24 protein-coding genes and 1 other RNA gene are annotated in these 25,597 nt (G+C 59.0%); 17 read left to right on the plus strand and 8 right to left on the minus strand.

Annotation, left to right across the window (positions count from 1 at the left end; genetic code table 11):
* Positions 1 to 36: 36 nt before the first annotated feature.
* Positions 37 to 642 (plus strand): type 1 glutamine amidotransferase domain-containing protein, encoded by a 606-nt coding sequence (locus NRS07_RS06945; RefSeq protein WP_259212077.1) that lies wholly within the window; start codon positions 37 to 39, stop codon positions 640 to 642.
* A 411-nt stretch (positions 643 to 1,053) separates the two neighbouring features.
* Here NRS07_RS06945 and NRS07_RS06950 read toward each other — a convergent pair whose 3' ends face one another.
* On the minus strand, positions 1,054 to 1,746 hold the full coding sequence (locus NRS07_RS06950) for an alpha/beta hydrolase (protein ID WP_259212079.1): 693 nt from the start codon (positions 1,744 to 1,746) through the stop codon (positions 1,054 to 1,056).
* Complete coding sequence (locus NRS07_RS06955; protein ID WP_259212080.1) at positions 1,743 to 2,279, minus strand: PAAR domain-containing protein; 537 nt, start codon at positions 2,277 to 2,279, stop codon at positions 1,743 to 1,745. Before NRS07_RS06955 ends, NRS07_RS06950 begins: the two co-directional genes overlap by 4 nt.
* 387 nt (positions 2,280 to 2,666) lie before the next feature.
* Between NRS07_RS06955 and NRS07_RS06960 the strand changes: the two genes are divergently transcribed.
* From NRS07_RS06960 to NRS07_RS06990, 7 genes are all read left to right on the plus strand, one after another.
* Positions 2,667 to 3,389 (plus strand): hypothetical protein, encoded by a 723-nt coding sequence (locus NRS07_RS06960; protein WP_259212082.1) that lies wholly within the window; start codon positions 2,667 to 2,669, stop codon positions 3,387 to 3,389.
* A gap of 513 nt (positions 3,390 to 3,902) precedes the next feature.
* Positions 3,903 to 4,850 carry a hypothetical protein gene (locus tag NRS07_RS06965; protein WP_259212083.1) on the plus strand — a complete coding sequence of 316 codons (948 nt, stop codon included), beginning with the start codon at positions 3,903 to 3,905 and terminating at the stop codon, positions 4,848 to 4,850.
* A 185-nt stretch (positions 4,851 to 5,035) separates the two neighbouring features.
* The gene (locus tag NRS07_RS06970) at positions 5,036 to 5,941 is read left to right on the plus strand and encodes a retron St85 family effector protein (protein ID WP_259212084.1); all 906 of its coding nucleotides are present in this window, start codon (positions 5,036 to 5,038) and stop codon (positions 5,939 to 5,941) included.
* Positions 5,942 to 5,996: 55 nt separating this feature from the next.
* Entirely contained in the window at positions 5,997 to 7,079 is a 1,083-nt protein-coding gene (locus NRS07_RS06975; RefSeq protein ID WP_259212086.1) for a retron St85 family RNA-directed DNA polymerase, read from the plus strand.
* Positions 7,080 to 7,148: 69 nt separating this feature from the next.
* Positions 7,149 to 7,886, plus strand: a complete 738-nt coding sequence (locus NRS07_RS06980) for a hypothetical protein (RefSeq protein WP_259212088.1) — start codon at positions 7,149 to 7,151, stop codon at positions 7,884 to 7,886.
* A 15-nt stretch (positions 7,887 to 7,901) separates the two neighbouring features.
* The gene (locus tag NRS07_RS06985) at positions 7,902 to 8,255 is read left to right on the plus strand and encodes a hypothetical protein (protein WP_259212089.1); all 354 of its coding nucleotides are present in this window, start codon (positions 7,902 to 7,904) and stop codon (positions 8,253 to 8,255) included.
* A 36-nt stretch (positions 8,256 to 8,291) separates the two neighbouring features.
* Positions 8,292 to 9,308 carry an IS30 family transposase gene (locus tag NRS07_RS06990; RefSeq protein WP_373889840.1) on the plus strand — a complete coding sequence of 339 codons (1,017 nt, stop codon included), beginning with the start codon at positions 8,292 to 8,294 and terminating at the stop codon, positions 9,306 to 9,308.
* Here NRS07_RS06990 and NRS07_RS06995 read toward each other — a convergent pair.
* The 6 genes from NRS07_RS06995 to ompA form a co-directional block, all read right to left on the minus strand.
* Positions 9,285 to 9,533 (minus strand): hypothetical protein, encoded by a 249-nt coding sequence (locus NRS07_RS06995; RefSeq protein ID WP_259212090.1) that lies wholly within the window; start codon positions 9,531 to 9,533, stop codon positions 9,285 to 9,287. The genes NRS07_RS06990 and NRS07_RS06995 overlap by 24 nt on opposite strands.
* A gap of 489 nt (positions 9,534 to 10,022) precedes the next feature.
* Positions 10,023 to 10,380, minus strand: a transfer-messenger RNA (tmRNA) gene (ssrA, locus tag NRS07_RS07000).
* A 92-nt stretch (positions 10,381 to 10,472) separates the two neighbouring features.
* Positions 10,473 to 11,159, minus strand: coding sequence for a glycine zipper 2TM domain-containing protein (locus NRS07_RS20280; protein WP_307729934.1), 687 nt, complete (start codon positions 11,157 to 11,159; stop codon positions 10,473 to 10,475).
* 136 nt (positions 11,160 to 11,295) lie between these two features.
* Entirely contained in the window at positions 11,296 to 12,003 is a 708-nt protein-coding gene (locus NRS07_RS07010; RefSeq protein ID WP_259212091.1) for an HAD family hydrolase, read from the minus strand.
* A gap of 19 nt (positions 12,004 to 12,022) precedes the next feature.
* Entirely contained in the window at positions 12,023 to 12,724 is a 702-nt protein-coding gene (ubiG, locus tag NRS07_RS07015) for a bifunctional 2-polyprenyl-6-hydroxyphenol methylase/3-demethylubiquinol 3-O-methyltransferase UbiG (protein WP_259212092.1), read from the minus strand.
* 140 nt (positions 12,725 to 12,864) lie between these two features.
* Positions 12,865 to 13,572, minus strand: coding sequence for an outer membrane protein OmpA (gene ompA, locus NRS07_RS07020; RefSeq protein ID WP_259212093.1), 708 nt, complete (start codon positions 13,570 to 13,572; stop codon positions 12,865 to 12,867).
* A 379-nt stretch (positions 13,573 to 13,951) separates the two neighbouring features.
* On the opposite strand from ompA, the gene gyrA reads away from it, so the two are divergent.
* The 9 genes from gyrA (at position 13,952) to rpsA (ending at position 25,585) form a co-directional block, all read left to right on the plus strand.
* Positions 13,952 to 16,570 (plus strand): DNA gyrase subunit A, encoded by a 2,619-nt coding sequence (gyrA, locus tag NRS07_RS07025; RefSeq protein ID WP_259212094.1) that lies wholly within the window; start codon positions 13,952 to 13,954, stop codon positions 16,568 to 16,570.
* A gap of 106 nt (positions 16,571 to 16,676) precedes the next feature.
* Complete coding sequence (locus NRS07_RS07030) at positions 16,677 to 17,225, plus strand: DUF2059 domain-containing protein (protein WP_259212095.1); 549 nt, start codon at positions 16,677 to 16,679, stop codon at positions 17,223 to 17,225.
* Between the two features lie 22 nt (positions 17,226 to 17,247).
* Positions 17,248 to 18,345 (plus strand): 3-phosphoserine/phosphohydroxythreonine transaminase, encoded by a 1,098-nt coding sequence (serC, locus tag NRS07_RS07035; protein ID WP_259212097.1) that lies wholly within the window; start codon positions 17,248 to 17,250, stop codon positions 18,343 to 18,345.
* 77 nt (positions 18,346 to 18,422) lie between these two features.
* Positions 18,423 to 19,493 (plus strand): prephenate dehydratase, encoded by a 1,071-nt coding sequence (pheA, locus tag NRS07_RS07040; protein ID WP_259212099.1) that lies wholly within the window; start codon positions 18,423 to 18,425, stop codon positions 19,491 to 19,493.
* Positions 19,494 to 19,527: 34 nt separating this feature from the next.
* The gene (hisC, locus tag NRS07_RS07045; RefSeq protein ID WP_259212100.1) at positions 19,528 to 20,634 is read left to right on the plus strand and encodes a histidinol-phosphate transaminase; all 1,107 of its coding nucleotides are present in this window, start codon (positions 19,528 to 19,530) and stop codon (positions 20,632 to 20,634) included.
* Positions 20,631 to 21,533: a prephenate dehydrogenase/arogenate dehydrogenase family protein gene (locus NRS07_RS07050; RefSeq protein ID WP_259212102.1), complete on the plus strand. Its 903-nt coding sequence runs from the start codon at positions 20,631 to 20,633 to the stop codon at positions 21,531 to 21,533. Before hisC ends, NRS07_RS07050 begins: the two co-directional genes overlap by 4 nt.
* Entirely contained in the window at positions 21,530 to 22,861 is a 1,332-nt protein-coding gene (aroA, locus tag NRS07_RS07055) for a 3-phosphoshikimate 1-carboxyvinyltransferase (RefSeq protein ID WP_259212104.1), read from the plus strand. The genes NRS07_RS07050 and aroA overlap by 4 nt, the downstream gene beginning before the upstream one ends.
* Positions 22,862 to 22,874: 13 nt before the next feature.
* The gene (gene cmk / locus NRS07_RS07060; RefSeq protein WP_259212106.1) at positions 22,875 to 23,537 is read left to right on the plus strand and encodes a (d)CMP kinase; all 663 of its coding nucleotides are present in this window, start codon (positions 22,875 to 22,877) and stop codon (positions 23,535 to 23,537) included.
* Between the two features lie 371 nt (positions 23,538 to 23,908).
* Positions 23,909 to 25,585 carry a 30S ribosomal protein S1 gene (gene rpsA, locus NRS07_RS07065; protein WP_259213086.1) on the plus strand — a complete coding sequence of 559 codons (1,677 nt, stop codon included), beginning with the start codon at positions 23,909 to 23,911 and terminating at the stop codon, positions 25,583 to 25,585.
* Positions 25,586 to 25,597: the final 12 nt, after the last annotated feature.

Consider the following 25,597-nt stretch of genomic DNA (forward strand, 5'->3'; position numbering starts at 1 on the left):
CGTCCCATGGTGACGTTCAACAAAACAGGAGGACATATGGGTGAAGAAGTCGATCTGGTAAGCGAGCAGGACCTGAAGGGAAGGCGCGTGGCGATCCTGATGACCGACGGCGTCGAGCAGGTGGAATACACCGAACCGCGCAGTTTCCTGGAAAGAAAGGGCGTCAAGGTCACCCTGGTGGCGCCGAAGCAGGCAGGCGAGAGCGTGCAGGGCATGAATCACGACCAGCCGGGCGAGCAGTTCAAAGTAGAGCTGAGCCTGTCGCAGGCGGACCCGGCCGACTTCGATGCGCTGGTACTACCGGGCGGCGAGGAAAATCCCAAGCGGCTGCGCCAGATTCCCGAGGCGATTGCCTTCATCAAGGCATTCGACGATGCCGACAAGACCATCGCGGCGATTTGCCACGGCCCCTGGCCGCTGATCGACGCCGGCATTGCCGAGTCGAAGCATCTGACCAGCAACGCGGCGATCAAGGATGACCTGGTCAATGCGGGCGTGGAATGGACCGATGACGAAGTCGTGGTGGACGGCAAGCTCATTACCAGCCGCAAACCGGAAGATATTCCGGCGTTCAATGATGCGCTGATGAAGGAATTGATGGTGATGCAGCAGGCCGGGTCTGATCCGGGGCCGACGTCCTAAGCTGCGACTCTAATCATTCCGAGAATGGCGCCTTGTATGCACGGGCGCCATTTTTTTGATCTCGAAATGTTCTATGCAACTGTGCTGGCAAGGAGTAACCAATCTGAAACGCTTAAACGAAATTGCCGGGAAACGCGAACATGCAGGTCAGGATAAACAAGTGGGATCCGAAATAGCATGCATGCACCCGCCTCATGCGGAGCGTGATATTTCCGTAGTAGATGAGGGTGAGTGCGGTGAAATAAGTCGGTACAGAAAATACCAGACTCGAGCTATATCCGAGGGCAGTGACAAGTCCGGTGTGATGCAGGATGAGCAATTCTGAAAAAAGCATGAATAGAATATATATCTGAATTCCTAAGCTGATAAACAACAGGAATACTGAGACTGTTTTCAGGGCAAGATTCATATTTATCTAAGCCCCTGGTCAAAGATGGTTTTGGCCAGGCTTCTGCGTCTGCGTCCGCCCTCGGCGCTTGTTCCGGCATAATAGAAGTGTCCAACACCCACCTCGGTCGCGTGTGTTTTTTTCATTTGCGCCCTGAGCTCCATAAGTGATAGAAAAATGCGCAATTGAGGCATGCCGGCAAAGATCGGGTCGCCATGTTCGCCCAGATCTTTTACGATGACTCGCTTGATGTTCTTTTGTTCGCGCAGGTTTGCCAGGAAATGAAAGTCGATAGGGCTGCCAATTAACACAAGATGGTCGACAATATGGCCGTTGTGCGCGTAGAAATTCGCGGTCTGTGCTGCCAACAAGCTACCGTAGGAGTAACCAATCATGTTGAACTGTGAAGACGCGCCATTCTCCATGCCATTGATATGCCAATCGTCGTCCACCGGACTATCTCTGTAACGAACCGTCAAGCCGGCTCTGAGGGTGTCTACCGGCATGCCGTAGCTGCGTTTTCCAACATAGACGTGTTGGATGCCAACCTCTTGTAATGCAATGACCTGATCGGCAATATAGTCCCCGTCTAATCCTGCACCTCCCCAATAGATCGTTCCGCGTGGTTTATTCACCTTGACCGTAACGGGCGTGGTGTCCGTTTTGAGCGTCATCGCGGCTTTCGCCGTGACGTAGGCGGCCGGGGCCGGAATCATGATGTGATTCCAACATAGCCCTCTGGCATGATTTCGATGACGACGTCCGAAGGATCATCGGCTGCCAGCTTTGTCGTCTTGCCTTCGGCATCGGTCTTTCCTTCGATCGTCTGGCCACGACAGCTGAGCCGATAATGACGATTCGAAAGCGGGGCGCTTGTGTGCTCGTCAAGCACGAGGAAATGCTGGTCATAGCCTTCATTGGGCTTGCCGGCCCATTCGCCCGCGTCGTCCCGGACGAAGCGCACTGGCGGCGCCGCACCGGATGCGGCGCTGACACCGTCCAGTCCGTTGAGGGTGGACAGTAGCGGGCAACCCCCACTGGTTTTCATGCCGTGCAGGACCCGACAGCGGGAACTGCCGAGTGTCGAGCCTGCAAACCCTTCGGCAATCATGCAGTTCTTTTGGCAGGACATCGTCGCGCCCTGAAAGGCAAACGCTCGCCCCTGGTGAGCAAATGCCGGCTCGCCCTCGGCCACGGTGCCGCCGCAGGCTGCCCCGTCGCCCTGGCGGATCCATCCAATGATGTGCATGGCGCACCTCCTGTGGGTTGAGATGCTTAATGTAGGGGAGGGACGGGTGGGCGCGTTTGCGCGTGTCGTGGGTTGTCGAGTGACACCCGGAGGCGTCAAAAGTCAGTTTGAAAGGGGGGCTGCTGCCGGGTGCCGGTGAGTGCGGTTGGCAGCACGGCACAATCGCTGCGCGATTGCCTGAATGGGCGAATCGGGGAGGCCTTGCGCTTGCAAGCGTAAGGCCGCTACGCCGGCTCGCCGCAGTGCGGCGAGAAACCCCGGCTGCGCCCCTCGTCCGTACCGGACGAGGATACGGTTCCCGGAGCCGAAACGCAGGATTCAAAGAGTGCGGTTGGCAGCACGGCACAATCGCTGCGCGATTGCCTGAATGGGCGAATCGGAGAGGCCTTGCGCTTGCAAGCGCAAGGCCGCTACGCCGGCTCGCCGCAGTGCGGCGAGAAACCCCGGCTGCGCCCCTCGTCCGTACCGGACGAGGATACGGTTCCCGGAGCCGAAACGCAGGATTCAAAGAGTGCGGTTGGCAGCACGGCACAATCGCTGCGCGATTGCCTGAATGGGCGAATCGGAGAGGCCTTGCGCTTGCAAGCGCAAGGCCGCTACGCCGGCTCGCCGCAGTGCGGCGAGAAACCCCGGCTGCGCCCCTCGTCCGTACCGGACGAGGATACGGTTCCCGGAGCCGAAACGCAGGATTCAAAGAGTGCGGTTGGCAGCACGGCACAATCGCTGCGCGATTGCCTGAATGGGCGAATCGGAGAGGCCTTGCGCTTGCAAGCGCAAGGCCGCTACGCCGGCTCGCCGCAGTGCGGCGAGAAACCCCGGCTGCGCCCCTCGTCCGTACCGGACGAGGATACGGTTCCCGGAGCCGAAACGCAGGATTCAAAGAGTGCGGTTGGCAGCACGGCACAATCGCTGCGCGATTGCCTGAATGGGCGAATCGGAGAGGCCTTGCGCTTGCAAGCGCAAGGCCGCTACGCCGGCTCGCCGCAGTGCGGCGAGAAACCCCGGCTACGCCCCTCGTCCGTACCGGACGAGGATACGGTTCCCGGAGCCGAAACGCAGGATTCAAACACAAAGCCCGCCAGGCTTGCGCCTGGCGGGCTTTGTGTTTGAATCCTGGTGGAGGCGGAGGGAATCGAACAGAACAGCTAAACTTAGAAAAATCAGACACTTACGAATAACTTCCTCGTTCGCTCAACAATAATACCCCCAGTCGTACCCCCTTCGCCAATGCTCAAACGCACTATGTCGCTTAGCTATCAAGTTGTCAAAAAATCGCAAAGAACAAAGCGAAATTCGGTCCAACCGTTGTCTTCGCCCAACATGCCAACGTGACCTCGACCGTCATCGCCTTAGGGTTTGACCTCCGCATCGTAAGAAAGACGCTGAGCTATTCAGCGAATGAGATGTCGAAGAATACCGCACCTACTGCTCACCTGAACAATTCGTCGCACGCGTTGTAGGTGAGGGTGCAACGTAAAATCCGATGACTTAAGTTTCACAAACCCCTTCTTGTCGTGCGCACAACAAAATCGTACACTGACTCATTGAAAATGTATGCAATCGCTAAGCTACCTGATAAGAAGGCCTAATGCTGTAGGGCAGAGCGACTAACTAAGGCACCGCATGGATAGATTTTTACACCTAGAAGCTCTTGAGCTTCCACAAGATTTTAGTCCTACCCATTTTGAATTACCGGTTTCTGTGATCGATCTAACCCATCCAGCTCTACCGCATCAGGTCCGCAGCCAGTTACTTTCGATGCAATACTACGGCCAATACCTTCAAGATGGGCTCAATACTGGGCACTTAAACCTAAACCAACATGGTATGGCGACGTTTTACAGCAAAGTTAATCTTTCCACCTACCTCGGCTACGCGTTTGAAGCCTATGTCGTTCGCAAGTTGAACGAGGGCGGCGCTAATAATAAATTAAAGCGAAACGCCATTATGTGGTGTTCTCATAGGTCGCAACCTGACCAAAAGTGGATCGATGAATGGACTGCTATCGGAACGGGGCTGAAGGAGACACAACTTGTTCATCCAATGTTCTACATTACCACCGACACAAGCGACGTGCGCTTCGTTCGTACAGTTAAAAGCAAGAAATCCGGTATAAGAAATGTGGAGCCCCTGACTCTACTCGAAAACAAGATGCCAGCGGGCATTCAGATCAAAGCTATTACAGGCAACGAACAAACGGAAATCATAAACCCGTTGAGGTCTAAAAAATATTCCTGTGTACTGACAATGCTTAGGCGGCAAAACGGGCATTGGTTTCACAGCCATGACGCCTGTATGCAATTGTTGAAGAACATGCACTATCAAGGACTTATAGGACAGGAAGAACGGGAACAACTGGAGCGCAAAATTTACCGACCGTCTCAGCTTGGATTCGATGAGAAGGACGTGAATGAGTATGCAGAGTATATTCGCTTTCACTTCCCGAATTTCCACATTCCCGACGCATCCCTCGTCGCGACAGCAAACATCGAAATTGGCAGATCATGGATAGGTCGGCAGACGTTCGTAAGCACGGATGCTTTGACAAAGAACATCATCATCGAAGAGTAAGACTTGACCGGGCAGCCCGCACGCTACAGCAAGACCTTACAGCATGACCGCCACCGCCTCTTTGCCTTTGAGCTCTTTCGGCAACTCGCACTTGGACCCAAGGCAGACCTGAGCAATTTTATCAGTGATCCTTTGTCTGGGATATAAACGTCGCAACATGTCGATCTCTAATGAAGAATGTAATAATGATCAAAAAACTTTCGATGCCAGAAATATTGATGGTCGCCAAGGTTGTTGAAGAAAAGATATATTCGCCATCTAAAACGAGAAAGGTCGCTATATTTTTATGCGGGGCTGATATAAATGATAAGTCAAAGGCTCGCTCAAAGCTTGCGGACATTCTTGCCGAAAAAAAAAGATACGAAGTTTTTTATCCCGAAGATATTTTCGACGACTTATTGGTAGGGCCAGGACACAGTCTACTAACCCTAGAGTCAATTTTGGCGGATTCTGTTGACGCAATCGTGATTTTTCCGGAAAGCCCAGGCTCATTGGCCGAAATGGGAGCGTTTTCGAACGATGAGAGACTGCGCGATAAGTTGATTTGTTTCGCCAATAAGAAGTACCAGAAAAATAAGAGTTTTATAAATTATGGGCCGCTTAGGTTGATAAAATCGTCGCGGTCAGGAACTCTTGCGCATGTGAATTATGATGATCTGGATGACTCGATAGAGGCAGCCAAGATTTACGACACCTTTGTTGACGGTATAGCTAAAATTAAAAAATTCAATCCTACGCGGCGCCACATAGGCAATATCTTAGAGGCGGAGAACTTCTTACTTCCATGTATTTATTTGGTCAACAATATAGATAATGTAAGTATGTACAAGATACTTGAAGAGACTACCAAGTTGGATGCGAAATTTTGTGAAATCGCGACGAGATCGGCATTGGGTAGGCTGATGGCAAAGCGGTTTATTACGAGGAACCTGACCGGCTACTCTATAACCATGCTTGGGACAGACCACGTGCGCGGTAGCTTTGGCCATCGTCAGTTAGATGCTGCTCGAGTTGAAATTCTAAATTTCGAACAACGTAGCAACTCGGCAATAAAGTGTGATAGAATGCGTCTGCGCACCTTTAGCAAGTGAGGAGCTTTACCCCTCGCTGGATAGTGATTCGCTGTCCTGTATTTAATCTGATGCAATGTCAAATTTAAATCCAGACTCGCACTGCCGCCCGGCAGCACTCGCTGGATCTAAATCTGGTTCTTTTGGCGTAAAGGTGCGCATTTCAATGTCCACGTCTAGCAAGATCTTTCAGCTCAAGAATTTTGGGTTGCCCCTCATCAGAACTGTCGATGATCTGGCGGAGCATACCCACCTTTCGCCCCAACTCATTCGATATTTGAGTTACCGCGCTAATTACCTTTATAAGCGTTACGAAATTCCTAAAAAGGATGGAACAGTAAGGGTAATTGCGCAACCATCACGAGAGCTGAAAGCAGTCCAAGCTTGGATTTTGCGTAATATACTTAATAAATTAAGCTCATCAGATAACTGCAAAGGCTTCGAGATCGGCTGCTCGATCTTGGATAATGCTGCCCCTCATGTCGGAGCAAATTTCATCTTAAATGTAGATCTGAAAGATTTCTTTCCGAGCATAAAAGCAAATAAAGTTTACAATATTTTTTCGTCAATAGGTTATTCGAAACCTGTCGCTGCGATACTGACCAATTTGACTGTCGTCGATGGGCGACTACCCCAAGGAGCGCCAACTTCACCAAAATTGGCTAATTTGATCTGTCTGAAATTAGATGCGCGTATTCAAGGTTACGCAGGCCCAAGGGGGCTGATTTACACGCGCTACGCGGATGATATTTCTATATCTGCCCAAACGATCAAAAAAACAATGAACGCGCGATCTATTCTTGGGCAAATTATAGCGTCAGAGGGGCTTCAGATAAACCGCAAGAAAACTGCTATTCAAGGCACAATGCGGAGGAAAGAGATCACCGGACTAGTATTGTCGAGTAATAGGGTCGGCATTGGGCGAGGAAAGTTCAGAGAAATTAGGGCGCAAATATTTTCCTTATTTACGCATGAATCATCTGATTTTAGCAAGGTTAACGGAATGTTATCGTATATATATAGCGTTGATAAGGCTTCTTGCCGCAAACTTTGGCATTATATTGACAAGCTCGAAGCCCGGTTTTTTTATTCCTCAGCGGTGGGACAACTAAAGCGTCCGCTTGCATCCTTGCCCCTAGCGATGCACCCAGCGGTTTAGTGGCTTCCTGGATTCAGACTCCTACGTTGAAAAAACGTGAGCAGGAGTCGAGCTGTAGAAGGAAAATAGATGAGCAAAGATTATCAATATTTGTATGTGCAGCTAGGTCGACTTCTAGAGACAGCGCCAGATGTGAATGATCGAAGTCAGTTTAGAACCCCGGTGGGACAACAATGGCTTGCTAGAGGCCATGCTTTAGTTACCGAGGTGGGAGTAGCAACAGGAATGGATGCGATTGAGTACACCCAGGCGGTGAAAAATATCCCTTCTGGAGTGTACAGTAACGGATTGGACCAAGTGTTTACGATCATACACAGAGCATTAGCACACTGCGAACTCAAAGTTCCTCGTGCTTCAGCAGGTTCTTTTATACCAGTTGGCAGCAGTTTTGATGCTTATGCTGCTCTGGCGAAAATATTCCAGACTGCAAGTAACGATGTGTTTATCGTAGATCCGTATATGGACGAGACAGCATTGACGGAATTTGGACTTGCTGTACCTGTCGGCGTGACACTTAGGCTTCTCGCAGATGAGAAGGCATTCAAGGATAGTTTGCGCCCAGCAGCAGGCAAATGGGTGGCCCAATACAGAGCTGAAAGACCGCTTGATGTCCGTCTCTCACCTGCACGCACACTACACGACCGGGCGATTTTCGTTGACGGTGCATCCGCTTGGACGTTAACACAGTCACTGAAGGACTTCGCCAAGCGCTCACCAGCTGAAATCGTGAAAGCTGACGAGACCGCCAAACTTAAGATCGGGGCATACGAAGCACTATGGGTCACGGCGCGTCTAATCGTTGAATAACGACTGCGGAAAGGTATGGGATTTATTCTCGGTTCGGTTTGGATATCAATCTTTTCCTTCATGATCGCCGTGGTAGTGGTTCGTCCTATGTTTGCCCTGCTGTTTCCTCGGCGTAAAGTACCCAGCCTGCTCGAAACATTCAAGGTAACCGCTGGGTGGGTGTCAGTAGGTTTGCTTCCAGCCATGGCTTACACGGTACTTGTTCAATGGCTATTGGGCGACGCGCTACGAAACGTAATGGCAGTTCGATTTCCAAACGCACCCGCAGACGTGGAACCAATCGCGGTCTTCGGCTTCATTTACATTATGGTTGCAACCGTGTTGGCATTGTTAATTCTGTCGCACGATCACATCCAGGGCAGTCTCTAAAACCAAGTGCAACACTCTTTCCTGTAGAGTGCCGCCATGCCCCGAATCTATACCCATCTGACGACGCAGGAGCGTGCCGTCGTGATGACCATGCGCGACGACCAGTGCAGCATCCGGTCTATTGCTGAACGCCTTGGCCGTTCTCCGAGTTCGATCAGCCGTGAGCTGCGCCGGGCGCCCGGCTCGGGCGCTTACGACGCCAACCTGGCTCACTTGCAAAGTTACGAACGACGTATGGCGCCGCGACGCATACCCAAACTTCACGCCGACGGTGCGCTATTTCAGGTAGTGCGGCACTATCTGAAGGAACTCTGGTCGCCGCAGCAAATTGCGAACATACTGCGCACCATGTGGCCCGATGACTGCGATAAAACGGTCTCTCACGAGACGATCTACAACGCGATCTACCTGCACCCGCGTGGCGAGCTCAAGCGCGAACTGATCGCCTGCCTGCGCCACCATAACCAGGTACGCAAACCGCGCAGCCGCGGTGTCGATCGCCGCGGCCAGATTAAGGACATGCAAAGCATTCACATCCGTCCACCCGAGATCGAGGACCGTCTCATTCCCGGTCATTGGGAAGGCGACCTGATCAAAGGCGAAGGCAACCGTTCCTCGGTCGGTACGCTGGTCGAACGTACGACACGTTTCGTGGTGCTGGCCAAGATGGACAATGCCGGCACGCGCTCCGTTGTCGACAGCTTCTCAGCCGTCCTGAATCGACAGCCGGCGGCGCTGCGAAAATCGATGACCTACGACCAAGGCCGCGAAATGCACGGCCACAAAATCCTCACCGAGCGCACTGGCGTGCAGATCTACTTTGCCGACCCGCACAGCCCCTGGCAGCGCGGCTCCAACGAGAACACCAACGGCTTGCTGCGCCAGTACATGCCCAAGGGTTCGGACTTGTCGATCTACTCCCAGGATGAGCTCGATGCCATTGCGCTCTCGCTCAACACCCGGCCACGCGAAACGCTTAGCTGGAAAACGCCGCTCGCTGTCTACACCGAGCATATGGCGCGGCTACAATTACAGCCCGACGCGATCCATTAAACCCAGTGTTGCAATTGGTTCTTGAGACCGCCCTTCTTTATCCGATGCCGTTGTTGAATGCCATAGTACCTCTTTCCTCAAAGTAAAATCTAGTTGTTCCTCGAGGGTGAAGTCTTGGGCTACATGCGCATGGTTCGCGCTCCCGAAGTAATTAATGTCATACGCAAGGTCTTTCCCGACGTAAATATTTCCATTCGGGTAGGTGATTTTATAAACGATCTTCATATCGATTTTTTAAGCAATACGTATCGATTAGGGATTTCTTTTTTCGGATCAGCATGAGCTCTGCATTCCAATCATATGGCAAAAATGTCTAGCAGGGTAGAGAAGGCCATTCCAAATCATGTGCTAGGCTTGCCTGCGCGACGTCCGCGCCTCGGCGTTCATGTTGCAAGCCTCGCGAAAAACTGGCGATCGAAGAGTAATGAATAACGAAATTGTCAAATGAAGGGTAGGGATTTTGGGCGCTGGAGAAGCGAGCGCGGCCAAATCGCAGCACGGCACAATCGCTGCGCGATTGCTTGAATGGGCGAATCGGAGAGGCCTTGCGCTTGCAAGCGCAAGGCCGCTACGCCGGCTCGCCGCAGTGCGGCGAGAAACCCCGGCTGCGCCCCTCGTCCGTACCGGACGAGGATACGGTTCCCGGAGCCAAAACGCAGGATTCAAACACAAAGCCCGCCAGGCGCAAGCCTGGCGGGCTTTGTGTTTGAATCCTGGTGGAGGCGGAGGGAATCGAACCCTCGTCCGCAAGCACTCTACAGACAGTTCTACATACTTAGCACTATCAATTAATTTAACCTGGACAACGGGGATGTGCACCCTTTGTACAAGCGAGTTACCTATTATTTAACAGTTGACTAAGTAACCCAGCCTACTGCGAGCCCCTGTAAATGACTCTACTGCCTTGCGGCCACCCCAGGGGCGAGGTGTTGTAGAGCTAGCAGCAATTAAGCTGCGAGTGCGTACGAGTTATCGTTTGCAGTTATTGATTTTCTGGATGTATTTACGAGGTAACCAGTCCTCGGTATGCCCTGCGCTGCTTTGCAACCCACGTCGAAGCCAGGTCGCCCCCAACGAGCTTTGATTGTACTCCAATTTGTAGGCGCGTGCAGCTGACGTGTCAAGCTGCTCGCGGTGCGCGCGAAGCGCACCGCCAGAGGGCGCTTAGCGGTTGCGGTTGGCGATCTCGTTGCCGAGCAGGCCGCCGCCGATCACACCCGCCACGGTGGCGAGCTTCTTGCCGTTGCCGCCGCCGATCTGGTTGCCGATCAGGCCGCCAATGACGGCGCCGGTACCGATGCCAACGTAGTTTGGCTGGGCCTGCACTGGTGCCGGGGCTGGCTGCGGATAGTAGCGCGGCTCGCTGGCACGGCTAGCCTTGGGAGTGTGGTGATGGTGCACCACGCGGGTCTTCTCGACCACGCGCACCACCGGCTTTTCCTTGATCACTTCTTTGATCACCACCGGCGCCGGCTGGGCTGCTGGCTGCAGGTAAGCGCTCGGCGCGGCGGCCAGCGGCATCGCCATTTGCTGCGGGCCAGCGGCCAGCTGCATCGCCAGCTGCGGCGTGACCTGGGTCGCGGCCAGAGGGGTAGTGGCGTACTGCCCTTGCAAGGCCGCGGCCGGCACCATCACGAGCTGGCCCTGGGCATTGGTCATCGGCACCATGCCTGGCTGCTGCATGGCATAGGGCGATGCGGCGGCGAGGGCGGCGTGGGCGTCGGGTGCGCTGTTCGAGCTTGGCATCAGGCCGGTAATCGCTGCGGCGCCGGTCAGGCTGACGATCACGACCGAAACGGCGGCTGCAGCCATCAGGGGGTGGATGCGGTTGAGGCGTGCGGTGGTTTCCATGTTCTTCTCCTAGATGACAAACTGTTGTCGTATGGGAGTAGATTACTGGCAGACCCGTGCGGCAGATAGACGCGTACCTGTATCAAACGTAAAGATGTGTAAGCGGGCCAGGCATATTGCCGACCCGCCGGGGGGCTCAGGCCGCGGCTGCGGCCACGCGCGCCGATTGCGCCACGCTGAGCAGGGTCTGCAGCAGGTCGGCCGGGGTGTCGAGCTGGTAGTCGGCGCCCCAGGTCGATGGCTCGATGGCACCGCAATAGCCCCAGTTGCAGGCAACCGTGACCATGCCGGCTGCCTGGCCGGCTTCGATGTCGCGCTTGTCGTCGCCGACATACCAGCAATGCGCGGGGTCGATGCCCAGGCGGCGGGCGCCCTCGAGCAGCGGATCCGGATGCGGCTTGGCGTGCGCGGTGGTATCGCCCGAGACGATGCAGCCCGCATGCGACAGGCCGATCTGCGGAATCAGCGGATCGGTGAAACGCGATGGCTTGTTGGTCACGATGCCCCATGCCATGCCGGCTTGCTCGATGCCCAGCAGCAGCTCGGCGACTCCACCGAATAGCGAACTGTGCACTGCCATATGGTCCTGATAGCGGTCGAACCACTGCAGGCGCAATGCCTCGTAGCCGGCGTCGCCCGGAGCCAGGCCGAAGGCGGCGCCGATCATGCCGCGCGCGCCGGCCGAGGCGGTGGGCCGCAGTACCGCGTACGGGGTTGGCGCCAGGCCGCGCTCGGTGCGCAGCCAATTGACGGCAGCGGCGAGATCTGGCGCAGTGTCGGCCAGGGTGCCGTCGAGGTCGAACAAGATGGCGCGCGGTGCGGGCAGGGCGGTCGGGAGAGTCATAGGGCGTCGAGAAGCGGTATCAAAGAGGTTTGCTGCACGCCACCATGTAGTTCACGCTGGTGTCGTTGTTGAGTGAATAGATCTTGGTGAGCGGATTGTAAGTCAGGCCCTTGAGCCCATCGACCTGGAGGCCGGCCAGGCGCGCATAGTGCGCCAGTTCGGCCGGTGTGATGAACTTGCCGTAGTCGTGGGTGCCGCGCGGCAGCATGCGCAGGATGTATTCCGCGCCGATCACGGCGAACAGGTAGGACTTCGGATTGCGGTTCAGGGTCGAGAAGAACACGTGGCCGCCCGGTTTCACCAGGGTGGCGGCGGCCTGCACGATCGAGGCCGGATCCGGCACGTGCTCGAGCATTTCCATGCAGGTGACGACATCGAACTGACCGGCTTCTTCCAGGGCCATTTCTTCGGCCGCGATGTGCTTGTAGCGCACCTCGACACCGGACTCGAGGCTATGCAGATCGGCAACCTTCAGCGCCTTCTTGGACAGGTCGATGCCGGTCACCTTTGCGCCCTTGCGCGCCATGGCTTCGGACAGCACCCCGCCGCCGCAGCCGATGTCGATCACGTTCTTGCCCAGCAGCGGGGCGCGCGCGTTGATCCACTCCAGACGCAGCGGATTGATTTCGTGTAACGGACGAAATTCCGAGGTCGGGTCCCACCAGCGGTGGGCCAGCTCGCTGAATTTCTGGATTTCTAAGGGGTCGGCGTTCGTGGTCATAAGCGGATGATACTGGAAATGGATAAATTTGCGGCGCGCAGGGTAGGCGTGGGCTCTGCCGTGACAGACCCGGCCTGCCCGCACTTGCCAGCCACGAAAAAAAACCCCGCCGAAGCGGGGCTCGTTGGCACTGGCCAGGATTACTTGTTGACGGTGCGGGTACCGACGACTTCGATTTCCACGCGGCGGTTCTGGGCGCGGCCGGCGGCCGTCTTGTTGTCGGCCTTCGGTTGCGTCTCGCCCTTGCCTTCGGTGTAGATGCGGTTTTCTTCCACGCCTTTTTCTTTCAGGTAGGTCTTGACGGCTTCGGCGCGGCGCATCGACAGCTTCTGGTTATAGGCGTCGGTGCCGATCGAGTCGGTATGGCCGACGGCGATGATCACTTCCAGGTTCATGTCGCCCAGCTTCGCGCTCAGGTCGTCCAGCGCTGCCTTGCCTGCCGGCTTGAGCACCGACTTGTCGAAGTCGAAGAAGGCGTCAGCCGAGTACGACACTTTTTCCGAGGTCGGCACCGGTGCCGGCGCCGGGGCTGGTGCCGGCGGCGTTGGGGCCACGATGACCGGCGGTGCCGGCGGCGCGACGCACTTGCCATTTTCGAGCTTCTCCGGCGCGACGCAGATCGGGGCGTCGCAGCCTGGCACGGCGTCTGCCGGGGTCCAGTAACCGGTGCGCCAGCACAGGCCGAAAGGATTACGGGCGATCACGCCACGGCTGTCCTGGACATAGGCGCTGTGCGGCGTGCGCGCCTTGATGTCGGTAGTCAGCGGTGCGTACGGCGGCGCGGTTTGCGCCAACGCGTTGCCTGCCAGGACCGTCGTGGCGAGCAGGAGGGATGCCAGTTTATTCATATTCTTATTCCTTTCGGTGAATTCCGTGCTGCTTGTAGGACCTGTGGCAATGCGTCATGCAGCGGAGCGTTGTGGTCAAGATACTAACATATTGCAGCGCGGTGGTTTCGCATTGCAAAACAAACAATTATTACCCTGTCATTTTGCCACATGCACTAAAAACGTACGACTGCTCTTAAATCAAACCCTGTGCATATTTTGCCAAGGCGTTGTTTTGCTGCAACATTGCCCTAAGCGCATGATGACGACATCGATAACGACCGAACTCCCGCGCCCTGGCCGCTGGCTGGCAGAGGAATTGTGCTATCCATAAGTGGCCCATGGTAGAATCGCCAGTTGCATCTCACAACCATTAGCCTGAAAGCAGTCGACCCGCCCAATGGATCAATTCGCAAAAGAAACAGTCCCCATTTCCCTAGAAGAAGAAATGCGCAAGAGCTACCTCGATTACGCGATGAGCGTGATCGTGGGGCGTGCTCTGCCGGACGTGCGCGACGGCCTCAAGCCGGTGCACCGCCGCGTGCTGTTCTCCATGCACGAGAGCAGTTACACCCATACGCGTCCCTATGTAAAGTGCGCCCGCGTAGTGGGCGACACCATGGGTAAGTACCACCCGCACGGCGATGCGTCGATCTACGACACGCTGGTGCGCATGGCGCAGGATTTCTCGCTGCGCTATACCCTGGTGGACGGGCAGGGCAACTTCGGCTCGATCGACGGCGATTCGGCCGCGGCGATGCGCTACACCGAGTGCCGTCTCGACAAGATCGCCAGCGAACTGCTGGCCGACATCGACAAGGACACGGTCGACTTCCAGCCGAACTACGACGGCAAGGAAAAAGAACCGACCGTCCTGCCGACCAAGATCCCCAACTTGCTGATCAATGGCTCGTCGGGCATCGCGGTGGGCATGGCCACCAATATCCCACCGCACAACCTGGCGGAAATCATCAACGGCGCCCAGCACTTGCTGCGCAACCCGGACTGCACGATCGACGAGCTGATCGAGATCATCCCGGCGCCGGACTTCCCGACCGCCGGCATCATCTACGGCGTCTCGGGCGTGCGCGACGGTTACCGCACCGGGCGCGGGCGCGTGGTGATGCGCGCCAAGACCCACTTCGAAGAGTATGGCAAGGATGGCGGCCGCATTGCGATCATCATCGACGAACTGCCCTACCAGGTGAACAAGAAATCGCTGCTCGAGCGCATCGCCGAGAACGTGCGCGACAAGAAGCTCGAAGGCATTAGCGACATCCGCGACGAGTCCGACAAGTCGGGCATGCGCGTGGTCATCGAGCTCAAGCGTGGTGAAGTGCCGGAAGTGGTGCTGAACAACCTGTATAAGCAGACCCAGCTGCAAGACACCTTCGGCATGAACATGGTGGCGCTGGTCAATGGCCAGCCCAAGCTGCTGAACCTCAAGCAAATGCTCGAGTGCTTCCTGTCGCACCGCCGCGAAGTGGTTACCCGCCGCACCGTGTTCGAGCTGCGCAAGGCGCGCGAGCGCGGCCACATGCTCGAGGGCCTGGCTGTTGCGCTGGCCAACATCGACGACTTCATCGCGATCATCAAGGCCGCGCCGACCCCGCCGATCGCCAAGGTCGAGCTGATGCAGAAGGCCTGGGACTCGTCGCTGGTGCGCGAAATGCTGCTGCGCACCGCCGAGGGCAGCACCATCGGCGGCGTCGAAGCCTTCCGTCCCGAGCACCTGCCGAAGCACTATGGCATGCAGCTCGACGGCCTGTACAAGCTGTCCGACGAGCAGGCCCAGGAAATCCTGCAAATGCGCCTGCAGCGCCTTACCGGCCTGGAGCAGGACAAGATCGTCAACGAGTACAAAGAAGTGATGTCGCACATCGCCGACCTGCTCGACATCCTGTCGCGCCCGGAACGCGTCACCACCATCATCAGCGACGAGATGGTGCAGATCAAGGCCGACTACGCCGAGAACGGCAAGGACACCCGCCGCTCGGTGATCGAGCACAATGCCAGCGACCTCGATACCGAAGACCTGATCACCCCGCAGGACATGGTGGTCACGCTGTCGCACACCGGCTACATGAAGGCGCAGCCGATCGCCGAATACCGCGCCCAGAAGCGCGGCGGGCGCGGCAAGCAGGCGATGGCGACCAAGGACGAAGACTGGATCGACCAGCTGTTCATCGCCAACACCCACGACTACATGCTGTGCTTCTCGAACCGCGGCCGCATGTACTGGCTGAAGGTATGGGAAGTGCCGCAAGGCTCGCGCAACTCGCGCGGCAAGCCGATCGTCAACATGTTCCCGCTGCATGACGACGAGAAGATCACGGTCATCCTGCCGCTGTCGGGCGTGAACCGCACCTTCCCGGAAGACCACTACGTATTCATGTCGACCTCGCTCGGCACCGTGAAGAAGACCCCGCTGAAAGACTTCAGCAACCCGCGCAAGGCCGGCATCATCGCGGTCGACCTCGATGACGGCGATTTCCTGATCGGCGCCGCGCTCACCGACGGCCAGCACGACGTGATGCTGTTCTCGGACGGCGGCAAGGCAGTGCGCTTCGACGAGAACGACGTGCGTCCGATGGGCCGTACCGCGCGCGGCGTGCGCGGCATGAACCTCGAAGAAGGCCAGCAGGTCATCGCGCTGCTGGTGGCCGAGAACGAGCAGCAGTCGGTGCTCACGGCCACCGAGAACGGCTATGGCAAGCGCACCCCGATCCTCGAGTACACCCGCCACGGCCGCGGCACCAAGGGCATGATCGCGATCCAGACCAGCGAGCGTAACGGCAAGGTGGTGGCGGCGACCCTGGTCGACGTGACGGACGAGATCATGCTGATCACGACCGGCGGCGTGCTGATCCGCACCCGCGTGTCCGAGATCCGCGAGATGGGCCGCGCGACCCAGGGCGTGACCCTGATCGCGGTGGAAGACGGCACCAAGCTGTCGGGCCTGCAGCGCATCGTCGAGACCGACCTCGAAGAAGTCGAGCTCGAACAGGCGCCGGAATGAAGCAGCAGGACGGGCCGCCTTCATGCGGCCCGTTTTTTGTCGCCAGGGCCTGGTAAGCCTGCCGCGTGAACACTGTCAAAGGGCGTACCGGCCCGCATAACAACCAATGAAGAAGTTTGTCGCCGCCTTGACCGCCGCTGCCGCTTTCGCAGTCCTCCCATCCGTCGCCTTCGCAGCGCCAGCTGCCGACCCGCAGGCTACCGCCGCCGTCAAGGGCATGCTCGAAGCGATGGAGATGCGCAAGAACATGAATGCGATGGCCGTGGAAATGCAGAAGGCCATGCCCGCCATCATGCGCCAGCAGGCGATCGGCTTGATCCAGGCCGACCCGAAGATGAATGCGGAGCAGAAAAAGGAAGCAGCAGCCAAGATCGAGAAGATGCTGCCGTCCTTGTCTCAAGCGCTGAGCAAGATCTTCAGCGACCCGGCCCTGATCGAAGAAATGATCGCCGAAATGGTGCCGCTATACACGAACAACTACACGATCGCCGAAATCAAGCAGCTGACCGCGTTCTATCAGAGCCCGGTCGGCCGCAAGATGATGACGCTGGCCCCGAAGCTGTCGACCGAAGGCATGCTCATCGGCCAGCGCGTGGTGACGCCGCGCCTGGGCAAGCTGATGCAGGAAGTGATGCAGGACGTGCAGAAACCGTAAGGCCAGAGAAAAGGACCGCCGCATGGCCCAACCCACGCAGATCTACAACTTTTCGGCCGGCCCGGCCGTGCTTCCGAAAGCGGTGCTGCAGCAGGCCGCAGCCGAGATGCTCGACTGGCACGGCAGCGGCATGTCGGTGATGGAGATGAGCCACCGCGGTCCGGAATTCGTCTCGATCTACCGGCAGGCCGAAGCCGACCTGCGCGAACTGTTGGGCGTTCCGTCCAACTACAAGGTCTTGTTCATGCAGGGCGGGGGCCTGGCGCAGAACGCCATCATCCCGATGAACCTGGCAGGCCGCGGCGGGCAGCATGCCACCATCGATTTCGTCCATACCGGCACCTGGTCGGGCAAGTCGATCAAGGAAGCCAGGCGCTATGCCAGCGTGAACATCGCCGCCTCCGGCGAGGCTGGCGGCTTTACCTCGGTGCCGCCGCAGGACAGCTGGCGCCTGACGCCGGGCGCGGCCTACCTGCATATCTGCACCAACGAAACCATCGATGGCGTCGAGTACAACTTCGTGCCCATGGTCGATGCGCGGCTGCCGATCGTGGCCGACATGTCCTCGCACATCCTGTCGCGCGCCGTCGACGTGTCGCAGTACGGCTTGATCTTTGCCGGCGCCCAGAAGAACATCGGCCCGGCCGGTCTGACGCTGGTGATCGTGCGCGACGACCTGCTCGACGCTGCGCTGCCAGAGTGTCCGTCGGCCTTTCACTACAAGACGGTGGCCGGGCACGACTCGATGTTCAATACCCCGCCGACCTATGCGATCTATATCGCCGGGCTGGTGTTCGCGCACCTGAAGCAGCAGGGCGGGGTGGCGGCGATGGAACGGGCGAATATCGAAAAGGCGCGCCTGCTGTACGCGGCGCTCGACGCCGACGATTTCTACCAGAATCGCGTGGCTCCAAGCTGCCGCTCGCGCATGAATATTCCGTTCTTCTTGCGCGACGAATCACTGAACGCATCATTCCTGGCCGGCGCGCAGGCGCGCGGGCTGCTGCAACTGAAGGGCCACAAGTCCGTCGGCGGCATGCGCGCATCGATCTACAATGCGATGCCGCTCGAAGGGGTGCAAGCCCTGGTCGATTATTTGAACGAGTTTGCGGGACGGTAACCCACATTGCCTTGGCCCGACCAGGACGTGGTCAGGCCGCCCCCCGAGTTTGCCAACGCCCGATTTCTGGTTACCCTATGTCCGAAAAACTCACCCCCTTGCGCGACCAGATCGATGCGATCGACGCGCAGATCCTCGAACTGCTGAGCCAGCGCGGACGCGTGGCCCAGGAAGTCGGCCACGTCAAGGCCGAGACCAACGCCCCGGTGTTCCGGCCCGAACGCGAGGCGCAGGTACTGCGCGGCGTGGCCGAGCGCAATCCCGGCCCCCTGAAAGACCAGGACGTCCAGACCGTCTTCCGCGAGATCATGTCGGCTTGCCGCGCACTCGAAAAGCGCGTCACGGTGGCTTACCTGGGCCCTTCGGGTACCTTCAGCGAGCAGGCCGTCTTCCAGCAGTTCGGCACTGCCATCGAAACGCTGCCCTGCGTGTCGATCGACGAAGTGTTCCGCGCGACCGAAGCCGGTACCGCCGACTTTGGCGTGGTCCCGGTCGAGAATTCGTCCGAAGGCGCGATCAACCGCACCCTCGACCTGATGCTGGCCACCACCACCGTGATCAGCGGCGAGATCTCGATTCCCGTGCATCACAGCCTGATGACCAAAACCGGCGCGATGGACGGCGTGACGGTCGTGTGCGCGCATTCGCAGGCGCTGGCCCAGTGCCAGGTCTGGCTCAACCTGCACCATCCCGGCATCGAGCGCCGCGCCGTGGCGTCCAACGCCGAGGCGGCGGTGCTGGCAAGCAGGGATCCGACGGTTGCCGCGATCGCCAGCGAAATGGCGGGCCAGCAGTACCAGTTAGGGGTGGTGCAGGCCCATATCCAGGACGACCCGCACAACCGTACCCGCTTCGCCGTGATCGGCAGCTTGCAGGCCGGCCCGTCCGGGCGCGACCATACCTCGGTGGTATTGGCGGTGCCGAACAAGGCCGGCGCCGTCTACAACCTGCTGGCGCCGCTGGCCAGGCACGGCGTGTCGATGACCCGGTTCGAGTCGCGCCCGGCGCGCATCGGCACCTGGGAATACTATTTTTATGTCGATATCGAAGGCCATGCGAGCGACGCGCCGGTCGCGCGCGCCCTGGCCGAATTACAAGACAACGCCGCGTTCTTCAAGGTGCTGGGTTCCTATCCGCACAGTCTTTGAGCGCTCCCTTATATTCACTTTATTCGAGAATTCCATGCCTCAATTCGGTCCAGACTACGTTCGTGCCATCGCCCCTTACCAGGCCGGTAAACCCATCGCTGAAGTGGCCCGTGAATTCGGCCTCGACGAAGCCAGCATCGTCAAGCTTGCCTCGAACGAAAATCCGTTTGGCGTGCCGGAGTCGAGCCGCGCCGCGATGGCGCAGGCGGCAAGCGATCTGGGCCGCTATCCGGACGCCAACGGTTTCGCGCTCAAGGCCGCGCTGTCCGCCCGCTACGATGTTCCGAGCGAATGGATCACGCTGGGCAACGGCAGCAACGACATCCTCGAAATCGCCGCCCACGCCTTTGTGCAACAGGGCGAGTCGGTCGTCTATGCGCAGTACTCGTTCGCCGTGTATGCGCTGGCAACCCAGGGCGTGGGTGGTCGCGCGATCGTGGTCGCGGCCAAGGATTACGGCCATGACCTGGACGCAATGGCAGACGCCATCGCACCCGACACCCGCCTGGTCTTTGTCGCCAACCCGAACAACCCCACTGGCACCTTTATCGCGGCCGAGCAGATCGAAGCCTTCCTGGACAAGGTCCCGGCCAATGTGATCGTGGTACTGGACGAAGCCTATAACGAATACCTGGCCCCTGAGCACCAGTTTGAATCCAGTGCCTGGGTGCGCAAGTATCCGAACCTGGTGGTCTCGCGCACCTTCTCCAAGGCCTATGGCCTGGCGGGCCTGCGCGTGGGCTTCGCGATTGCGCAGCCGGCGGTCACCGACCTGATGAACCGCATCCGCCAGCCCTTCAACGTCAACTCGCTGGCGCAAGCCGCCGCAATCGCGGCCCTGAACGACAAGGCGTTTCTCGAGCAGGGTGCGCGCAACAACCTCGAAGGCTACCGGCAAATGACCTCCGCTTTTGACGCGCTGGGCCTGGAATACGTGCCGTCCTTCGGCAATTTCGTGCTGGTGAAAGTCGGTAGCGACGATGCGGCCGGCGCGCGCGTGAACCTGGCGCTGCTCAAGCAGGGCGTGATCGTGCGCCCGGTCGGCAACTACGGCTTGCCGCAATGGCTGCGCATCTCGATCGGCCTGCCGCACGAGAATGCGACCTTGATCACCGCACTGGGCAAGGCCCTGGCTGAATGATCGACCGGCTCGTCATTGTCGGGGCCGGCCTGATCGGCGGCTCGTTCGCGCTGGCGCTGAAAGAGGCCGGCGCGGTACGCTGCGTGGCCGGGCTCGGGCGTTCGCCGGCGGCGCTGGCGCGCGCGCTGGAACTGGGCATCGTCGACCAGGTCTGCAGCACGGCGCAAGAGGCCATGCGCGGCGCCGACCTGGTATTGCTGGCCGCGCCGGTAGGGCAGACCGAGCCGATCCTGGCCTCGCTGTTGCCCTACCTGGAGCCGGCGACTCTCATCACCGATGCCGGCAGCACCAAGTGCGACGTGGTTGCTGCCGCGCGCCGCGCGCTGGGCGCGCGCGTGGGCCAGTTCGTGCCCGGCCACCCGATTGCCGGCAGCGAGTCGAACGGCCCGGAGGCGGCAAGGGCCGGCCTGTACCGCGGCAAGAAGACGGTGCTCACGCCGCTGCCCGAGAACGCCGCCGCCGATGTGGAGCGCGTGGCCGCCGCCTGGCGCCTGTGTGGCTCGCTCATCCATATCCTGGGACCGGAAGACCATGACCGCGTGTTCGCCGCCGTCAGCCACCTGCCGCACCTGCTGGCCTATGCGCTGGTGGACGACATCGCCGGCAAGCCGCACGCCGGCATGCTGTTCCAGTACGCCGCCAGCGGCTTTCGCGATTTCACCCGTATTGCCGGCGCCTCGCCGGAGATGTGGCGCGACATCAGCCTGGCCAACCGCGACGCCTTGCTCCACGAGCTCGATGCTTATCTGGCACAATTAACGACAATGCGGGCCCACCTTGCCGCCGCCGACGGACCCGGCCTCGAAGCTGTCTACGCCAACGCGCAGCGCGCGCGGCGCGAATGGATCGAGGCAATCGAGGCCGGTTCGCCCCCGAAGCAACCCCAGGATTCTGAATGACGCAGTCGAAACACTACCCCGAACACATCGATCTCGAACCGGTCATCCACGTCGAAGGCACGGTGCGCCTGCCGGGCTCGAAGAGCATCTCGAACCGCACGCTGCTGCTGGCGGCGCTGTCCGAAGGTAGCACCCTGATCCACGACCTGCTGGCCTCGGACGACACCATGGTGATGCTCGGCGCGCTGCGCGCGCTCGGCGTCAAATGGGATGAAGTCGATGAACGCACCGTCGTCGTGCACGGCAACGGCGGCGTGCTGCCAGTCCACCAGGCCGACCTGTTCATGGGCAATGCCGGCACCGCGATCCGCCCGCTCACCGCGGCCCTGGCCGTGATCGGCGGCGACTATACGCTGCACGGCGTCTCGCGTATGCACGAGCGGCCGATCGGCGACCTGGTCGACGCACTCAACGCAGTCGGTGCCCAGATCGAGTACACGGGCGAGACGGGCTTTCCACCGCTGCGTATCCGGCGCGGGCGCATTGCCGCGAGCCGCATCGCGGTGCGCGGCAATGTGTCGAGCCAGTTCCTGACGGCGCTCCTGATGGCCGCGCCATTGATGGCGACCAGCCACGCGGTGTCGATCGACGTGGTCGGTGAGCTCATTTCCAAGCCGTATATCGAGATCACCCTGAACCTGATGCGCCGCTTCGGCGTGACGGTGGAGCAGAACGGCTGGGCGTCGTTTACCGTGCATCCGGGCCAGCGCTACCAGTCGCCGGGGAGCATCCACGTCGAGGGCGATGCCTCGTCGGCGTCTTACTTTTTGGCGGCCGGCGCGATTGCCGGCGGCCCGGTGCGGGTCGAGGGCGTGGGCGAGCACAGCATCCAGGGCGACGTGCGCTTTGCCGACGCGCTCGAGCGCATGGGGGCGATCGTCACACGCGGCGACAACTGGATCGAGGCGCGCTCGAACGGCGTGCTCAAAGCCATCGACGCCGACTTCAACCACATTCCAGATGCCGCCATGACCATCGCCATCGCCGCGCTGTATGCGGACGGTCCTAGCACGCTGCGCAATATCGCCAGCTGGCGCGTGAAGGAAACCGACCGCCTGGCGGCGATGGCGCTCGAGCTGCGCAAGCTTGGCGCCGAGGTCGAGGAGGGGCCGGACTATCTGCGCATCACCCCGCCCGAGCAGCTCAAGCCCGCCACCATCGACACCTACGACGACCACCGCATGGCGATGTGCTTTTCGCTCGCTTCGCTCGACGGCAAGGCGCGCCGCGGCAATGCCATGCGCATCAATGACCCGAAGTGCGTGGCCAAGACTTTCCCGGAATATTTCGAAGCCTTTGCCGGCATCGCCAAGAACGAGCTGTTTTAACAAGAAGGGTTCCATGCCGAACAATCCTGTTCCAGTCATCGCCATCGACGGACCGACCGCGTCCGGCAAGGGCACGGTCGCGTCGAAAGTTGCCGAGCGCCTGAGCTTTCATCTGCTCGATTCGGGCGCGCTATACCGCCTGACGGCGCTGCAGACGCTGCGTCGCGGCCTCGAGTTGCGCGACGAGCACGGCATCGCCAAGCTGGCCGAGCACCTGCCGGCGCGCTTTAGTGGCGACGACGTGTTCTTGAATAACGAGAACGTGACGGCAGCGATCCGCGTCGAAGAAGTTGGCAACATGGCATCGAAGATCGCTGCCTTGCCGACCGTGCGCCAGGCGCTGTTTTCCCTGCAGCTGGGTTTTCGCGAAGCCCCCGGTCTGGTGGCCGATGGCCGCGACATGGGCACGGTGATCTTTCCCGGCGCAAAGTTAAAAGTGTTCCTGACCGCCAGCGTCAATGCGCGTGCCGAGCGCAGGTATAAGCAATTGATTGACAAAGGAATTTCTGCTAATATGCACGATCTGCTGGTGGATTTGCAGGCGCGAGACGAGCGCGACACAAAGCGCGCGATCGCTCCGCTGGTCCCCGCGGCAGATGCGCATCTGCTCGATACCTCGAACATGACGGCTGCGGAAGCGGTCGAACAGGTTCTGGCGTGGTATGCGCATGCCTAGTTTTTAGTTTTAGAAATGGCGGTTTGGCCGGCGTAGTCAGCCTGAAAACCGCCATTCCGGCACAGGCCGGAATCCAGGTGCAGTGCGCTGCTGTCGGCTTGAGTCATCGCCACGGTAGTGACGCTGTCAAACCTGGGTCCCGACCTTGGCCGGGACGAGGTGCTGAACGACGTGGTGAGCGAAGCCGGGCGACAGTCCGGCGTCAAGCACCCCCAGCACAGCACATCGTCCATGCAGGGTGCCTGCAGCGGCAATTCCGTCGCCGCAGGTGTGTATCAACCTAACCCCAGTTCAGTCCGCATTAACGCCGGCCTGCTGGGCTAACTCGAGTAATAACCTTTATGTCTACTGCAACCACCGAAGCAACCGGTATGGAAAGCTTTGCCGCCCTGTTTGAAGAATCGCTGTCACGTCAAGACATGCGTTCGGGCGAAGTCATTTCCGCTGAAGTCGTGCGTCTGGATCACAACTTCGTGATCGTCAACGCTGGCCTGAAGTCGGAAGCGTTCATCCCTATCGAAGAATTCAAGAATGACCAGGGCGAACTGGAAGTCGCTGTCGGCGACTTCGTTTCCGTGGCCATCGAGTCGCTGGAAAATGGTTTCGGCGATACCATCCTGTCGCGCGACAAGGCCAAGCGCCTGGCATCGTGGCTGGCCCTGGAAAAAGCCATGGAATCGGGCGAGATCGTCACCGGTACCGTCAATGGCAAAGTCAAGGGCGGCCTGACCGTTCTGACCAACGGCATCCGTGCCTTCCTGCCGGGTTCGCTGGTTGACACCCGTCCAGTCAAGGACACCACCCCATTCGAAGGCAAGACCCTCGAATTCAAGGTCATCAAGCTCGACCGCAAGCGTAACAACGTCGTGCTGTCGCGCCGCGCTGTCATCGAAGCATCGATGGGCGAAGAGCGCCAGAAGCTGATGGAAACCCTGAAAGAAGGCACCGTGGTTACCGGCGTCGTCAAGAACATCACCGACTACGGCGCGTTCGTGGACCTCGGTGGCATCGACGGCCTGCTGCACATCACCGACCTGGCATGGCGTCGCGTGCGTCACCCGTCGGAAGTGCTGTCGGTTGGCCAGGAAATCACCGCCAAGGTCCTCAAGTACGATCAGGAAAAGAACCGCGTCTCGCTGGGTGTCAAGCAGCTGGGCGACGATCCTTGGACTGGCCTGTCGCGTCGTTACCCACAGAGCACCCGCCTGTTCGGTAAAGTCACCAACCTGACCGACTACGGCGCGTTCGTCGAAGTCGAGCAGGGCATCGAAGGCCTGGTGCACGTGTCGGAGATGGACTGGACCAACAAGAACGTGGCGCCGAACAAAGTTGTCCAGCTGGGCGACGAAGTCGAAGTCATGGTCCTGGAAATCGACGAAGAGCGTCGTCGTATCTCGCTGGGCATGAAGCAGTGCAAGGCCAACCCTTGGGACGACTTCGGTGTCACCCACAAGAAGGGCGACAAGGTCAAGGGTTCGATCAAGTCGATCACCGACTTCGGCGTCTTCATCGGCCTGCCAGGCAACATCGATGGCCTGGTCCACCTGTCGGACCTGTCGTGGACCGAAGCCGGCGAAGAAGCCGTGCGTCGCTTCAAGAAGGGCGATGAGCTCGAAGCCGTCGTCCTGGCTATCGACGTCGAGCGCGAGCGTGTTTCGCTGGGCGTGAAGCAGATGGAAGGCGACCCGTTCAACACCTTCTCGTCGATGAACGACAAGGGCTCGCTGGTCACCGGTACCGTCAAGTCGGTTGAGCCAAAAGGCGCCGTGATCTCGCTGAGCGAAGAAGTCGAAGGCTACCTGCGCGCTTCGGAAATCTCGCGTGACCGCGTGGAAGACGCTGGCACCCACCTGAAAGTGGGCGACAAGGTCGAAGCACTGGTCATCAACATCGATCGCAAGGCTCGCAGCATCCAGCTGTCGATCAAGGCGAAAGACAATGTCGAGACCCAGGAAGCAATGAGCAAGCTGTCTTCGGACAACAGCGCGGCATCGGGCACCACCAGCCTCGGCGCACTGCTCAAGGCCAAGTTCGATAACAAGAACTGATAGTCCTCGAGG

It is taken from the genome of Massilia sp. H6 (assembly GCF_024802625.1).
GTDB lineage: Bacteria > Pseudomonadota > Gammaproteobacteria > Burkholderiales > Burkholderiaceae_D > Telluria.